At 65.6% G+C, this 14,491-nt stretch carries 17 protein-coding genes; 14 read left to right on the top strand and 3 right to left on the bottom strand.

Going from position 1 to position 14,491, the window contains the following annotated elements; all coding sequences use genetic code 11:
- Positions 1-4: 4 nt before the first annotated feature.
- Together flhC and flhD are read right to left on the bottom strand one after the other, a co-directional pair.
- Entirely contained in the window at positions 5-541 is a 537-nt protein-coding gene (gene flhC / locus QM732_RS17110; RefSeq protein ID WP_331176404.1) for a flagellar transcriptional regulator FlhC, read from the bottom strand.
- A 48-nt stretch (positions 542-589) separates the two neighbouring features.
- The gene (flhD, locus tag QM732_RS17115; protein ID WP_293501748.1) at positions 590-910 is read right to left on the bottom strand and encodes a flagellar transcriptional regulator FlhD; all 321 of its coding nucleotides are present in this window, start codon (positions 908-910) and stop codon (positions 590-592) included.
- 313 nt (positions 911-1,223) lie between these two features.
- Here flhD and QM732_RS17120 point away from each other — a divergent pair, with 313 nt between their 5' ends.
- The 7 genes from QM732_RS17120 (at position 1,224) to QM732_RS17150 (ending at position 8,282) form a co-directional block, all read left to right on the top strand.
- A complete protein-coding gene (locus tag QM732_RS17120) occupies positions 1,224-2,678 on the top strand; it encodes a CDP-glycerol glycerophosphotransferase family protein (protein WP_415657305.1) in 1,455 nt (484 codons plus the stop codon).
- Entirely contained in the window at positions 2,675-3,073 is a 399-nt protein-coding gene (locus QM732_RS17125) for an adenylyltransferase/cytidyltransferase family protein (RefSeq protein ID WP_415657306.1), read from the top strand. Before QM732_RS17120 ends, QM732_RS17125 begins: the two co-directional genes overlap by 4 nt.
- Before the next feature lie 75 nt (positions 3,074-3,148).
- Positions 3,149-4,678, top strand: coding sequence for a glycosyltransferase (locus QM732_RS17130; RefSeq protein ID WP_415657307.1), 1,530 nt, complete (start codon positions 3,149-3,151; stop codon positions 4,676-4,678).
- Between the two features lie 11 nt (positions 4,679-4,689).
- Positions 4,690-5,514 (top strand): hypothetical protein, encoded by an 825-nt coding sequence (locus tag QM732_RS17135; protein ID WP_415657308.1) that lies wholly within the window; start codon positions 4,690-4,692, stop codon positions 5,512-5,514.
- Between the two features lie 10 nt (positions 5,515-5,524).
- Positions 5,525-6,322, top strand: a complete 798-nt coding sequence (locus QM732_RS17140) for a class I SAM-dependent methyltransferase (RefSeq protein WP_415657309.1) — start codon at positions 5,525-5,527, stop codon at positions 6,320-6,322.
- Positions 6,319-7,146, top strand: coding sequence for a phytanoyl-CoA dioxygenase family protein (locus tag QM732_RS17145; RefSeq protein ID WP_415657310.1), 828 nt, complete (start codon positions 6,319-6,321; stop codon positions 7,144-7,146). Before QM732_RS17140 ends, QM732_RS17145 begins: the two co-directional genes overlap by 4 nt.
- Before the next feature lie 23 nt (positions 7,147-7,169).
- Complete coding sequence (locus QM732_RS17150; RefSeq protein WP_415657311.1) at positions 7,170-8,282, top strand: DegT/DnrJ/EryC1/StrS family aminotransferase; 1,113 nt, start codon at positions 7,170-7,172, stop codon at positions 8,280-8,282.
- A 94-nt stretch (positions 8,283-8,376) separates the two neighbouring features.
- On the opposite strand, the gene QM732_RS17155 is transcribed toward QM732_RS17150, so the two are convergent.
- Positions 8,377-9,072, bottom strand: a complete 696-nt coding sequence (locus tag QM732_RS17155; protein WP_415657312.1) for a formyltransferase family protein — start codon at positions 9,070-9,072, stop codon at positions 8,377-8,379.
- Positions 9,073-9,144: 72 nt separating this feature from the next.
- On the opposite strand from QM732_RS17155, the gene QM732_RS17160 reads away from it, so the two are divergent.
- The 7 genes from QM732_RS17160 to QM732_RS17190 are packed head-to-tail and all read left to right on the top strand — an operon-like array spanning position 9,145 to position 14,467.
- Positions 9,145-10,701: an amino acid adenylation domain-containing protein gene (locus QM732_RS17160; protein ID WP_415657313.1), complete on the top strand. Its 1,557-nt coding sequence runs from the start codon at positions 9,145-9,147 to the stop codon at positions 10,699-10,701.
- A 29-nt stretch (positions 10,702-10,730) separates the two neighbouring features.
- The gene (locus tag QM732_RS17165; protein WP_415657314.1) at positions 10,731-10,961 is read left to right on the top strand and encodes a hypothetical protein; all 231 of its coding nucleotides are present in this window, start codon (positions 10,731-10,733) and stop codon (positions 10,959-10,961) included.
- Positions 10,958-12,022 carry a 3-oxoacyl-ACP synthase III family protein gene (locus QM732_RS17170; RefSeq protein WP_415657315.1) on the top strand — a complete coding sequence of 355 codons (1,065 nt, stop codon included), beginning with the start codon at positions 10,958-10,960 and terminating at the stop codon, positions 12,020-12,022. Before QM732_RS17165 ends, QM732_RS17170 begins: the two co-directional genes overlap by 4 nt.
- A gap of 36 nt (positions 12,023-12,058) precedes the next feature.
- Positions 12,059-12,280 (top strand): phosphopantetheine-binding protein, encoded by a 222-nt coding sequence (locus QM732_RS17175; RefSeq protein ID WP_415657316.1) that lies wholly within the window; start codon positions 12,059-12,061, stop codon positions 12,278-12,280.
- Positions 12,281-12,282: 2 nt separating this feature from the next.
- Complete coding sequence (locus QM732_RS17180) at positions 12,283-13,044, top strand: SDR family NAD(P)-dependent oxidoreductase (protein WP_415657317.1); 762 nt, start codon at positions 12,283-12,285, stop codon at positions 13,042-13,044.
- Between the two features lie 20 nt (positions 13,045-13,064).
- A complete protein-coding gene (locus QM732_RS17185; RefSeq protein ID WP_415657318.1) occupies positions 13,065-13,814 on the top strand; it encodes an SDR family NAD(P)-dependent oxidoreductase in 750 nt (249 codons plus the stop codon).
- Positions 13,815-13,819: 5 nt separating this feature from the next.
- Positions 13,820-14,467, top strand: coding sequence for a NeuD/PglB/VioB family sugar acetyltransferase (locus QM732_RS17190; RefSeq protein ID WP_415657319.1), 648 nt, complete (start codon positions 13,820-13,822; stop codon positions 14,465-14,467).
- The last annotated feature ends 24 nt before the right edge of the window (positions 14,468-14,491 follow it).

Here is a 14,491-nt window from a genome sequence, read left to right on the forward strand (position 1 = left end):
GCGCTCAGTGCATCTGGATGCCGCCAGCGGCCTTGCCCTTGCCGGCGCGCGCCGGAGGATTGCACAGGCCGCAGACGAAGTGGCGGGAGATCTCGTGCGGGTGGGTCACGAATTGCCCGTTGCACTTGGAACAACGGGTCAGCGTGAGCATGCCGTTGTCGACGAACTTCACGAGGCGCCAGGCGCGCGTGACCGACAACATGGCCTCAAGGCCCTGGGCCGTCGTCTGCTCCTGATAGAGCTGGTAGGCCTTGATGACGGTGTCAATCTCGTCCATCTCCGCAGCCTTGTTCAGATACTCGTGGATGTTCAGGAAGAGACTGGCGTGAATATTGGGCTGCCAGGTCATGAACCAGTCGGTCGAGAACGGCAGTTGCCCCTTGGACGGCGACTTGCCGCTCACTTCCTTATAGAGGCGCAGCAAACGCTCGTAGGACAGGTCGGTTTCGGATTCCAGCACCTGCAGGCGGGCACCGAGGTGGATCAGCTGAACGGCACGCTCGATCTGCTTGGCTTCGGTGAGGATGCTCTTGACGCGCATGGTGTGCTCCGGAATCTGTGAACTTTTTGGCAGCGAAGGATCGCAGGGTCAGGCGTGTTCGTGGCGGCCGGCCATCAGGATGGAGGCATGCAGACGGGACACGCTCTCGTTCGCGCCGGGCTTGCTGTGGTTGGTCAGCAGGCCCCACACCAGGTCGTCGCTCATGCGGAAGGCGCACAGCAACGTGTTGCCGGAGGCGACCTTCATGATCTGCGCCGGACTCAGCGTGCCGATCAGCGTGGCCGTGTCCTCGCTGATGCCCAGGCGGTAGAGCGCCTGCTCGCGGTCCGCACGGATCAGGCTCTGGGCCAGCATCAGATATGACAGGTTGGCTTCGCGGATCTCGTTGAGGATTTGCTCGGTGTTCATCGTCGGCTCCTTGCTGGTTCAGCGTGGAACGAATTCTGAAGAGCCGAGATGCAGCGCAACATCGTCCCAATTCCACGTTTCGCGTCAGGGTTGCGTCCCGAGGTTGTCAGGCAAATTCCTACAGTGCTGCTGCGGGGCCGCACAATAAGAGAAGCGGCCGAGAAACAGGCATGCAAAACCGGGCTACGACCCGGTTTCGCCGTTTTTGGCTAGCCCTATTCTCGCGATCGTTTGTCACCCGGCGCGCTGCCGGCACGCCCCTGAGTTCGGCCGCACACCGAGAGGACCCCTCTTGAGAAGGAGTTAGTTGCCCATGTCGCAAGGCCCTGCCCCCACGGCAATCCCCCACGCCGATGCCCTGGCTCAGCAGATCGCCGCCGCGCTGGCACCGGTCGAGGCTTCGGGGCTGGACGCGCGCGTCGCAGCGCTGGAAGCCAGCAATGCCGAACTGATCGCGTCCATCGGCGAGTTGGTGGACAACATCGTCCAGTTGCGCAACGAGGACGTCCACGTGCTGGACCAGCGCGGCCAGGCGCAGGCCAAGCAGCTCGAGGAGTTGCAGGCCGCGCTCAACCTGGAACGCAGCAGCCGCGACCTGGCAGAGGTGTCGCGCATGCACCCCAAGGAGCGCATCGTCGTCTTCGTGGGCGGTACCTATTTCGGCAACAACGTGAAGTACGCCTGGCTGGCCGCGTTGGCCCAGGCCGAGGCGCTGAGGGCCGAATGCTGGTTCCTGCCCATGGACGCCAGGCAAGCCGAGTTGGTGGCGCAGACCGGCGGCTGCTGCTTCCCGGCCAACCCGGCCGAATGGACGGCCGCACACCTGCACACTGCACTGGCCGCCGCCGTGGCCGTCATCGACGACCACCTGCTGAATAGCAACCCTTACGCTGCCGCGCTGCTGGCCGGCGCTCGCCAGATGCAGCTGTGGCACGGCGTATCGATCAAGGAAATCGGCTTGCGCAACCTCGCCGGGCTGGCGAGCATGTCACCCCACTTCGCCAGAGTGCTGCGCACCTGCGGTGACTTCAGCCAGCTGATCGGCACCTCGGCAACGCAGGAGGCCGAGTTCCGCCGCTGGTTCGGATTCCGGCAGTACGCTCCCATCGGCTACCCGCGCAATGACGTGCTGCTGCGCGAACCCACTGCACACGATCTGCTCAATGTGGACATGGACGTCTACCAGCGCGCGGCGGGGTATCGCCAGCGCGGCAAGCGGGTCTATCTCTACGCCCCGACCTTCCGCGATGGCAACCATGGCTGGATGATGGATGCCGGCCTTCCCGAGCTGGCCGCCGGCATCAGTGCGGCGGGCGATCTGCTCATAGTCAACCTGCACCCGGTTGAGCAGCCGCTGGTGCCCAAGCTGGCGGAGGTGCTTCCGCTGGTCAGCTTCGTGCGCTCGCGCAGTGACGCCTACCCACTGCTGCGCCTGGCCACGACGTTGATCACGGACTACTCGTCCATCATGTTCGACTACCTGCTGCTGGACCGCCCCGTGCTCCTGTTCCGCCCGGACCACGTGGCCTACACGACAAAGTCGCGCCAGCTCTTCGACGCCAAGCTCGCGACACCGCCCGGCACCGTGGCAGGCACCGTGGGCGAGCTGCTGAAGCTCGTCAAGACGCAGAAGGAAGGCGCTGGCGGCGCCCAGGCTCGCCACGCGCTGAGGGACGCGCTGCACGACCACACGGACGGTGATGCAGGCCAGCGCCTGCTCGCGCTGATAGCCCAGGAGTTGGACACTGCGCTGGAGGCCCGTCGATGAGCTCTGCCCTGACCACGGCCATCACATACGGCACCTACGACCTATTCCACATTGGCCATGTCAACCTGTTCCGCCGCATCAAGGAGCGATGGGACCGGTTGATCGTGGCCGTCTCCACCGACGAGTTCAACGCGCTGAAGGGCAAGCAGTCGGCCGTGCCCTTCGCCGATCGCATCGAGCTGGTGCGCGCCTGCCGCTACGTGGACCTTGCCATCCCCGAGACCTGCTGGGAGCAGAAGGCTGACGACATCCGCCGCCATCAAGTGCAAGCCTTTGTGATGGGGGACGACTGGCTGGGAAAATTCGACGAGCTCAAGGCCTTGTGCGAGGTGGTGTACCTGCCTCGCACCGAAGGCGTGTCGAGTTCAGAGCTGAAGCAATACATCCGGGCCTAGCCATGCCAGGCCTCGGAACCCCCTGTTAGTACATTGCGGCTTGGCTGAGAGACCACCGCGCGAGCCGGTTTTTTCATGGATCACACCCTGTTTGCCCCCATCGACCCCGACCTGCCAGGCCTGCTGCGCCAACTGCACAAGCAGCTGATCCAGGGCGGGCCTAGGGCGTTGCAGGCCGACGCGCTGCAGGCCATCGGCCCGGCACGCTGGCTGGCTGCGCCCGCACTGGTCGGCGCGGTGGCGATCGGCGGCGTCGACCTCGCGCACGCGCTGCTCACCGCAGCGGCCCCCGGCGCCACGCAGGCCCAGCGCGTCGAGGCGCTGCGTCTGGCGCTGACCGGCCTGCTCGACGCGCCGGCCGGTGCCGCGGAGGACTACACCGCGCGTGCAGCGCAATGGCTAGTCCAGGGGTTCGGCCTGGATGACGACATCGCCACGTTGCAGGAGCGGCTGCGGGCTGAGTTCCTGGTGGCTCACGGGCCGACCGAACAACTGGCTGAAGCAGTGCGCGTAACCTTCCGCGTGAAGCGCTGGGCGGCGGCGCTGCGTGGACTGGAGCGGCTGCGCGAGGCCCTGCCAAACGGCTTCCCCCGCAACGCCTATGGCCTGGCGTCCGTTTGCCTGCACCACCTGGGCCGCTACGCGGAGGCGGACCGATGGGTGGCCGAGGGCCTGGGCGCCGACGCCAGGCTGCTGGCCGTGCCTCCCGTGCAGACGGAGGCCGAGCTGCTGCGCCGCTGGGGCGACAAGGCTGCCACGCCTGTGGTCACCATCATGTGCCACACCTACAACCACGAGCGCTACATCGAAACGGCGATTCGCAGCTTCCTGGCCCAGGACTGCGACTACCCCTTCGAGATCGTGATCCACGACGACGCTTCCACCGACGGCACGGCCGACATCATCCGAGCCTGGCAGCAGCGCTACCCGAACATCATCCGCCCCATCCTGCAAACACAGAACCAGCTGTCCCAGGAAAGCCGGCGGCCGTTTGACTTTGCACTGGCAGCCTCCCGGGGCGAGTTCATCGCCTGCTGCGAGGGCGACGACTACTGGATAGAGCCGCGCAAGCTGCAGCGCCAGGTCTCGCTTTTGATCGCGAACCCGGACCTCTCCTGCACCGCGCACAACTACTACCTGTTCCACGAGGCCGGTGCGGCGGTGCGGCTGTGGTCAGCCGGCGGGCGTGACTTCCGCCTCTCGCGGCAACAACTGATGTCCGTGGAAATGCTGGTCTGGGGGCTTTCGCTGGTGTTCCGCAAGACATTCAACAAGCTGCCGCCGGAGCGCTCGCTGAGCGCGTTCGGCGATCAGTTCCTCATCTCCTACCTCGGCACGTTCGGGGCCTGCGCCTATCTGGACACGATGGTCGGTGCCGTGCGGCGCGTGAACGAGTTCAGCGCCTGGATGCCGCTGCCCGACGCCGAGAAGGAAAAGCGCCGCGTCAAGACCTGGGTGGCGATCCTGCGCCTGCAGGAGCGACTGGGCAACGCAGAGGCTGCGGCCGCCATGCTGGCCAAGATCAACGGCTCCAAGCTCGACGATCAGGTCCGGCAGAGGCTGCTGGATGAATCCCGGGCGGATCAGGTCGCGGAAGCGTCCTGATACGGCATCACATGACCGACACCGCACAGCGCCTGCTCGACCTGCGGCACAGCACCAACCATCCGCTGTCGCTGCGCTACAGCGAGGTGTTCAGCCAGGCCCTGCTGGAAGGGCGGTTCGAGCATGGCCGCACGCTCGCCCTGTCCCTGGCGCAGGCGACGCCGTTCGTCGACGCCGCTCGCAGCGCCCTGGCGCACGGGCTGGACCGGACCGACACCCTCGACGCCATGAGCGCCGTGCTGCGGACCTACTATCAGACCGTGCAGGCCTGCAACGCGGCCCAATGGCTGGACGTCTCGCCAGACTCCGCCCTGGCCGCCCAGCCGCCCTGGGCGGCGGTACTGCCCTGGCGGGCCCGCACGGTCGCCTCCTATCGCCAGGTCCACGAGGAAGCGGCGCTTGTCGAGAACCGCTCGGTCGGCTGGGACGTCGGGATCTCGGAGGGCTGGCTTCCCTGTGGCCCCGTCAGCGAAAGAAAGATCCGCATCGAGGCCGAACGCATTCTGCGTGTGCTCCGGCTCATCAAGGAGAACGGGTACATCCGCTCCGACGAGCCGGACGGCGATATCCGCGTCACCGCACTCGTCGACGAAACCCACGCCTGGCGGTGGCTGGTCACGGCCGGCAGCCACCGGGCGGCCGCCGTGGCTGCGCTGGGCTACGAGTCCATCCCTGTGCGGGTCAACCTGGTCATCAGCCGTGGTGACGCACCGTTCTGGAAACATGTCGTCGAAGGCCTGTTCTCCCTCAACGAGGCGCTTGCCGTGTTCGACCGCATTTTTCACGGGCATCCCAACCGGGTCGCCCAGGGCTGGCTTGCCGCCACCCGTTCTTGAAGGAAATCGAATGTCCATCAGCCAAGAAGACGCGCTGCAGTTGAAGGCCATCCTGGCTCGTCACGCCCGGGAAGGCGATCACAGCGGCTATCGCGCCCTGCCGGAACGCTTCAACGCGCCGCTGGCCGGTACGCCCGACGAGAGCCAGTACCGTTACTACGAGCGCGAGCGCTTCGCCTTCTTCACGCGCCATGTGGACTTCAGCGGCAAGCGCTGCCTGGACATCGGCTGCAATCACGGCTACTTCCTCTTTAGCCTGCTCGACGCCGGCGCACGTCAGGTCGCGGGCTACGAGGGCCAGACGACCTGCGGCGAATTCGTCGAAACCGCCATCGCCAAGTCCCGTTGCCAGGACCAGTTCTCGTTCTTCAACGAGTACTACCAGTTCGGCGACGATCCGCAGCGCTATGACGTGGGCCTGCTGCTCAATGTCTTGCACCACCTGGGCGGCGTCTATGGCCCTGGCGAGCTCGGCATGGCCGAGGCAAAGCGCGAGTTCCTGGACCAGCTCAACCGGATGAGCACTCAGGTGGGAACACTCATTTTTCAGTTGGGCTTCAACTGGAAGGGTGACCCGAAGCGCGGCCTGTTCCCGCACGGCACCAAGTCCGAGATGATCGACTTCATCCGCGCAGGCACCAACGGGCACTGGCAGATCGAGCAGATCGGCATCGCCGAAAAGGGTGCCGACGGGCGCGTCAGCTACCAGGCTCCCAGCGACCGCAACATTGCGCGGGACGACTCGCTGGGCGAGTTCCTGAACCGGCCGCTATTCATCCTGCGGTCCCAACGGTTCTCTGCCGCATGAGCGCCCTGCCACGCATCAGGATGCCCGTGGAGCGCCTCAACGCGCTGCTGCAGGCACAACGACACATTGGCCCGTCGGTCGACTTCGACGTCCTGAAGGAGCTGGGCTTCTTCATCGTCCGCAACGCGTTGCCAGCCGAGGTCTGCGCCCGATACAAGGGGGAATACGACCGCTACAAGGCCAGCAAGGACTTCGACCGCACGCCGTTCCACCTGACCGAGGTCAAGTTCGATCTTCAGCACCCGCTGGCAGGCATCCTGAAGGAGCCTGCCTTCCTGGCATTGGCCACCCGGTTCTTCGGCGGCGACGTGGGGCTGTACAACATCCGCATAGTGAAGAAGGACGCTACCGACGTCGCGCCCGTCTTCCTGCATCAGGACATTGGCTATCACCATGGGTCGTTCCAGCGCTATTCGTTCTTCGTGCCGCTGACCGAATGCAACCAGACCAACGGCGGCCTGACCTTCTTCCCCGGCACGCACAAGTTCGGCTTCCTCGGCGATGCCGGCGGCCTGCATGACGTGGCGCCCGCGGAGCTGCTGCGCCCGACACCGTCGGTCCTTCCGGGGGACGTGATCGTCATGGACTCGGCGCTGTGGCATCGCTCAGGCCCTAACGAGACCCAGGCGGAGCGCGTCTACTACGACCTCCACATCAATCACGCGGACGATCCCGCCAGCCAGTACCCCATCTGCGGAGGACGCGAGGTGAACGACTGGTCGATCAGCTACGACCCCGACTTCCTGTTCGAGAACTCGCGCACGCAGCGGCTGCGTGCGCTCTACAAACAGCTTGAAGCACTGCAGGCCCAGTCCGCGGACTGAGGGCAAACCACCAAGGAACCCCGATGCCCGCCTCCCCGCCGATCTACGTCACCCAGCCCGATCTGCCGCCGCTGGAGACGTTCCTGCCCTATCTGCAGCAGATCTGGGACAGCCGTGCGCTCACCAACGGCGGCAGCTTCCATCGTCAGTTCGAGCAGGCGCTTGCGGAGTACCTTGGTGTGCCCCACGTCTCGCTGTTCACGAATGGCACGCTCGCCCTGGTGACGGCGCTGCAGTCGCTGCGCATCGCTGGCGAGGTGATCACGACGCCCTACTCCTTCGTGGCGACTGCACACTCGCTGATGTGGAACGGCATCAAGCCGGTGTTCGCCGACATCGACCCGGTGACGCTGAACATCGATCCGGCCAAGATCGAAGCGCTGATCACGCCCCAGACGACCGCCATCATGCCGGTGCACTGCTATGGCACCCCCTGCGACGTGGACGCGATCCAACGCATCGCCGACGACTACAACCTCAAGGTCATCTACGACGCCGCCCATGCCTTCGGCATCCGCCGCCAGGACGGCGGTAGCGTGCTGACGCACGGCGACCTTTCGGTGCTGAGCTTCCACGCCACCAAGGTGTTCAACACCTTCGAGGGCGGTGCCATCATCAGCCCCGATGCGCGCAGCAAGCAGCGCATCGACCACCTGAAGAACTTCGGCTTCGTCAACGAGACCACCGTGGTGGCCACTGGCATCAACGGCAAGATGAGCGAGTTCAACGCCGCACTGGGCCTGCTGCAGTTGCAGCACGTCGGCCGCGCAATCGAGCGCCGCGCCGAGGTGGAGCGGCGCTACCGGGAGCATCTGGCCGACGTGCCCGGCCTGTCCATGCTGCAGGAGCCTGCCGGAGTGACCCGCAACCATTCCTACTTCCCAGTGATGGTTGGGCCAGGCTTCCCGGTCGCCCGCGACGCCCTGTACCAGCGCCTGCGCGACGCCGGCATCCTGGTACGACGCTACTTCTATCCGCTGATCTCGGAATTCTCGATGTACCGCAGCCTGCCTTCGGCGCGCCCGGACCTGTTGCCGGTGGCCCACGAGGCTGCGCGACAGGTGCTGTGCCTGCCTATCTACCCGGCACTGACGCAGGCCGATCAGGACCGGGTAATCGATCTCATCAAGGGCTGAGCCCCACCACGCGGCATCGGACGGCATGGCAGAGCAATCGACGCGCAGAACCCCGCAGGTGGCGCCGCCGGCAGGCGACACTGCGGCCGCGCGTTCAGCGCGGTTCGGCCAGCGCTGCGCTCAGCCGCTTGAAGAACCCGGCGTACGGGCCCAGCCGCGACGCGCGGGCGAGCCTGAGCGGGTCGTCGCAGGCCGCGATGAGCCCGGACAGGCTGCGGTAGCTGAACGCGCTGCCCTCCATCGTCACGGCCACGGGCCGCACGCCGCCGGCCAGGATACCGGCCAGTTGCTGCTCAAACAGCCGCTGGCAGGTCGCCAGGGACTGGTGCATCACGTCGGCGAATCCGGCGTCCGCGCCGATGTCGAAATCCAGCTGCGCAACCACCGGGCCTGTGTCGACCTTCTGTCCCGGCAGCAATTCATGCAGCGTGGCCCCATAACGAGCCTCGCCACGGCAAAGGGCGGCGAAGATGCAGACTTCGGCGATGCCGCGGTAGCGCTGCACCAGCCCGTTGTGGATGTTGAAGAAGCGAGGGCCGCAGCGCAGCAGCTCATCCGGGAGCAAATGGGCGTTGTTGATCGAAAACACGACGCCATCCGCCGTCTGTACCAGCAATGCAGGCAGGTCCTCGCCGGGCCGCTCGCCGGCAGTCACCTTCACGCCCCGTCTTTCGAGGCGCTTGCCGGTGGCGTCGCCGGGCGGGCAGTACACACCGTCGACCCGATGGCCGGCATGCAGCGCAAAGTCGACCGCCTGGTAACACAGGGCGCCAGAACCGATGAAGAACATGATGGATGGAGGAGATTGGCGATGCTGCGATACGAGGAGGGCCGGCGCGGCCCGCAGGCGTCGATTCTCTGATTGAAAGCCCGACAGGACATGCAAAGCAATGTGCTTGAGTACTTCGAGACCGGTGCCCGGCTCTCGAATCCCGACAAGGTGGCGCTGGTGGATGGCGACTCGCGCTACACCTTCAGCCAGCTGGAACGGCACGCCAAGAATTTCGCCGCTGCCATCCTGGCCCGCACCCAGGCGCTGAACAGGCCTGTGGCGGTGTTCCTGCCCAAGTGTGCCCAGACCGTGTTCGCCGACCTCGGCATCGTCTACAGCGGCAACTGCTATGCCAACCTGGACGTCAAGTCGCCGCCGGAGCGGCTCAAGGCCATACTCGGCAACCTGGGTGCCGAGCTGGTCGTCACCCATGCTCAGCTGGCGCCGCTGCTGGCCAACGCTGGCGTACCGGCCGAGCGCCTGCTGCTGGTCGATACCGTCGCGGGCGATGCACCGCGCTGGGACCAGGCCGCATTGGACGCCCGCCTGGCGCAGGTGATCGACACCGACCCGCTTTGCATCATCCACACCTCAGGGTCGACCGGTGTTCCCAAGGGCGTCGCGTTGAATCACAGGTCCACCATCGACTTCATGGACTGGGCCTTCGATCGCTTGGGGCTGGGTGGCGAGGAAACCATCGGTAGCCTCTCGCCGTTGTACTTCGACATCTATACGCTGGAGCTCTGGCTCAGCCTGGCCAAGGGCGCGACGCTGGTGCTGCTGCAGGAACAGCTTGCCGCCTTCCCGGCCAAGCTGCTTTCCTACCTGGCCCAGGAATCGGTCAGCTTCATCTTCTGGGTGCCGACCGTCATGGTCAACATCGCCAACCAGGGCCTGCTGGAGAAGATCCCGCAGCCGGCGCTGCGCAAGGTGCTGTTCGCCGGCGAGGTCTTCCCGACCAAACCGCTCAACCACTGGCGCCGCCAGTTGCCGCAGGCGATGTTCGTCAACCTGTACGGCCCGATCGAGATCACGGTGGACTGCACTTACTTCATCGTCGACCGGGACATGGCCGACGACGAGAAGCTGCCCATCGGCTTCCCCTGCCGCAACACCGACGTGCTGATCGTCAACGAGGACAACCGCCCCGCCCAGGTCAACGAACATGGGGAGCTGTGCGTCCGCGGCTCCTCGCTGGCGCTGGGCTACTGGAACAACCCCGAGCGCACGGCGCAGGCCTTCGTGCAGAACCCGCTGCATTCGCACTATCCGGAGCTGGTCTACCGCACGGGGGACCTGGTGTACCGCAACGAGCGCGGCGAGATCATGTTCGTCGGCCGCAAGGACTACCAGATCAAGCACCAGGGCTACCGCATCGAGCTGGGCGAGATCGAGCACGCCGCGCTGCAAGTGCCTGGCATCCGCCATGCCTGCGTGGTCTACGACGCCCCCAACAAGGACATCGTGCTGTATTTCGAGTCTGAGCAGGACATCGGCGCTGCCGAGATCCGCCGCGAGCTGGGCCTGCGCGTGCCGAAGTACATGCTGCCCACCCTGATCGAACGCGTCGAACACATGCCGCGCAATCCGAACGGCAAGATCGACCGCCTGGCACTGTCGGCCGGCCACGCCCGCCACGGCGCCTGAGCCACGTCCACCCTCACGAGCGCACCGACATGAGCACGCTGAACGAAGTCCTGCAAAGCATCCGTCCCGAATCCGACTTCACGCAGTCCACCGACTTCCTGGAAGACGGCCTGCTTGATTCGTTCGACATGGTGGCCCTGGTCGCCGGCCTGGACAAGATTTACGGGATTTCCATTGACGGCCTCGACATCGTCCCCGAGAACTTCAGGAACGCCGAGGCCATCACGGCGCTCCTGACGAAGTACGGAGTGCCTCGATGAAGCTGACATTCAAGGGCAAACGCATCTCGGGACTGCTGACGGTCGTGCCTCGGCACGAGCAGTCCTTCGTGGAAGACATGAAGCAGTTCAACTTCCCCGAGGCGCGCTCGCGCAAGCTGATGGAGGTCATGGGGTACGACAAGCACCGCCTGGTCGCGGACGGCGTGTGCGTGTCGGATCTCGCGGTGGCAGGCCTGCAGCACCTGTTCGACAAGGGTGCGCTCGGCCGCGACGACTTCGATGCGCTGATCCTGGTGACGCAGACACCGGACCACCCCATGCCGCCCACCAGCAACGTCATCCAGGGGCGGCTCCAGCTCAAGGACGACTTGTTCTGCCTGGACATCAACCAGGGCTGTGCAGGCTTCGTCGTCGGCCTGATGCAGGCCTTTCTACTGCTGGAGCAGCCCGCCATCCGCAAGGTGGTGCTGGTGAACGCCGATGTCGTCAGCCGCAAGACCTCGCCCAAGGACCGCAACAGCTACCCGCTGATCGGCGACGCTGCCTCCATCACCGTCGTCGAGCGCGGGGACTCGGCCGGCGCCATCCACGCCAACATCAAGATGGACGGCACGCGCCGCGAGGCGCTGATGATCCCAGCTGGCGGCATGCGGCTGCCGCATTCGGAACAGACCGCGGTGCTGGAGGACGTCGGCGACAACAACCTGCGTGCCCAGGACCACCTGCGCATGGACGGCTCAGCCGTGTTCAACTTTGTCCAGGTCGAAGTTCCGCCCATGGTGACGAGCCTGCTGGAGCAGGCCGGCATCGACGCCGACGCCGTGGACTGGTTCCTTTTCCACCAGCCCAACCGCTTCATGCTGCAGAAGCTGGCCGACAAGATCGGCATCCCGCACGACAAGGTGCCCATGAACGTGGTCGAGAAGTACGGCAACAGCAGTGGCGTGACCATTCCGATGGCCATCGTCGAGAACCTGAAGAACGAATTGGTCGCGCGCAGCTTCCAGGTCTGCCTTGCAGGCTTCGGCGTGGGCCTGACCTGGGGCTCCATGCTGATGCGCCTGGGTGAGCTGCAATTTTGCGAGATGCTTGAGTACTGAGCAGACGAAACAACCAGAAGTGAAGAGGATCGACCTATGGACAAGTTTTATGAGGATCTGGCGGAGCTGCTCGAAGTGGACACCATCGATCCGGCGCAGCCGCTTGACGCTTACGAGAACTGGGATTCACTGACCGTCATTTCCGTCATCGCCTCGCTCGACTCCGACTACGGCGTGAACATGACGGCCAAGGACATCTCGGCCTTCGTCACGGCCGGCCAGCTGTTCGAGGAAGTCCAGCGCAGGAAGACCAAATAGGCATGTCCCATCCTTTCGACCTGTCGCAACGCCGCGTCCTGGTGACCGGGGCGGCATCCGGCATCGGCCTGGCCACCAGCCTGCGCGTGGCTGCCATGGGCGCACGAGTGCTGGCCTTCGATCGCGACGAAGACGGCCTGGCGGCGCTGCTGGAACGACTGCCCGGCGCAGGGCATGCTTCGCATGTCCTGGACTTGCGCGAGGTCGAGGAGATCCCGGCGGCGATGGTCGCCTGCGCAGACCAAGAGGGCTCGCTGTCGGGCCTGGTGCATGCAGCGGGGATCTCGTCGGTGTCGCCTACCCGACTGCTGTCGCCGAAGAACTACCGCGACGTGCTGGCCGTCAACACCGAGGCGGCGCTCGCCCTGGTGCGCGGCTTCCAGAACCGCAAGGTCTGCGCGGAGGCCGGAGGCTCGGTGGTGCTGATTGCTTCCGTCATGGCGCTGGTGGGGTCAGTGGGCGCCACCGCCTATTCGATGTCCAAGGCCGCGCTGACCGGTCTGGCCAAGTCCGCGGCGCTGGAATTCGCACCGCGTGGCATCCGCATCAACTGCGTCGCCCCAGGCTTCGTGAAGACCCAGATGTACGACAAGGTAGCCTCCTCATGGGACGCAGCGCAGCGCGAGCAGATCGAGCGCGCCCATCCACTGGGCCTGGGTGAGCCGGACGACGTGGCCAACGCCATCGCCTTCCTGCTGGCCGACGCCAGCCGCTGGATCACAGGGAGCACCCTGGTGTGCGACGGCGGATACACGGCAGCCTGATCAAGCAGGGCTCCAAGACAATGACCCAAGAACTCTGCACGCTGGTGACCGGCGCTTCCTCGGGCCTGGGCCGCGAGACGGCAATCCGCCTGTCCCGCCTTGGCCCCGTGCTGCTGCATGGGCGCGATCAGGCGCGCTTGGAGGAGACCCGCGCCCTGTGCGCCCAACCCGAGCGGCACCGGCTGTGGCTGAACGACCTGGCGGATGTCGACGCCATCGAGGCAAGCCTGCTGCAGGCGCTTGCAGGGCAAGGCCTGCAGGTGGCGCGCTTCGTGCATTGTGCTGGCGTGCTGCAGGTCGGCCCGCTGCGCCTGCTCGATCGGGCGGCCATCGAGCGCACCATGAACGTCAACTTCCTGTCGGCGGTGGAGATCACTCGGCTGCTGGTGCGCAAGAAAGTCAATGAAAAGGCTCTGAGTGGCGTGGTATTCGTCTCCAGCACAGCCAGCCAGTTCGGGGCCAAGGGCTTCGGCATCTACTGTGCCAGCAAGAGTGCACTGGACGGCTACATGCGGGCGCTGGCCGTCGAGTTGGCGCCTGCCGTGCGAGTGAATGCGGTGCTACCGGGCGCGGTACGAACCGCCATGACCGAGCACATGTTCAGCGACCCCGACGTGGTCGAGCGCATGCGGCGGGACTACCCGCTTGGCGTAGGCGAGCAGGCCGACATCGCCTCGGCGGTGGAGTTCCTGCTCTCCGACCAGGCGCGCTGGATCACCGGCCAGCAGTTGGTGGTCGACGGTGGTCGCACGGTCAACATCAGCGGCTGAACGCCATGGCGACCTCCAACCTCGTCATCGTCAATGCCGGCAATTTCGGACGCGAGGTCCACGTCTGGGCCCGGCAGGCGATACAGGCCGGCGCGCCCTGGCGCATCAAGGGCTTCCTGGACAGCCGCAGGGACATCCTCGACGGCTTCGACTATGGTTCCCCAATCCTGGCGGCCCCCGAGGACTATCGCCCCGAGCCTGGCGACGTTTTCCTGTGCGCGGTCGGGGAACCGCAAGGCAAGCGCAGGTACACGGCCATGCTCGAGGAGCGCGGCGCGGAGTTCACCTCGCTGATCCACCCGACTGCGCTGGTCGGCCACAACGTGCGCATCGGCTCGGGCGCCATCATCTGCCCCATGACACAGCTGTCCTGCGACATCGAGCTGGGTCGGCACGTGGTGTTCGGCACGCTAAGTTCCGGCGCGCACGACGTCCGCATCGGCAGCTACAGCCAGATCTCCGGCGGCTGCCAGATCAACGGGCATGCAGCGCTGGGCGAAGGCGTCTTCCTGGGTGCCAGCGCCACCGTGCTGCCCAGGGCGCGGGTGGAAGACTGGTCCTATGTCGGCGCGGGCAGTGTGGTGCTAAAGCGCGTGAAGACCCGCACCAAGGTGTTCGGCAACCCAGCGGTGCAGATCGGCGTGCTCGATTGAGCGAGCCGGCCCGCGACCGCCCCG

This window comes from Roseateles sp., assembly GCF_047654805.1.
Classification (GTDB): domain Bacteria; phylum Pseudomonadota; class Gammaproteobacteria; order Burkholderiales; family Burkholderiaceae_C; genus Pelomonas.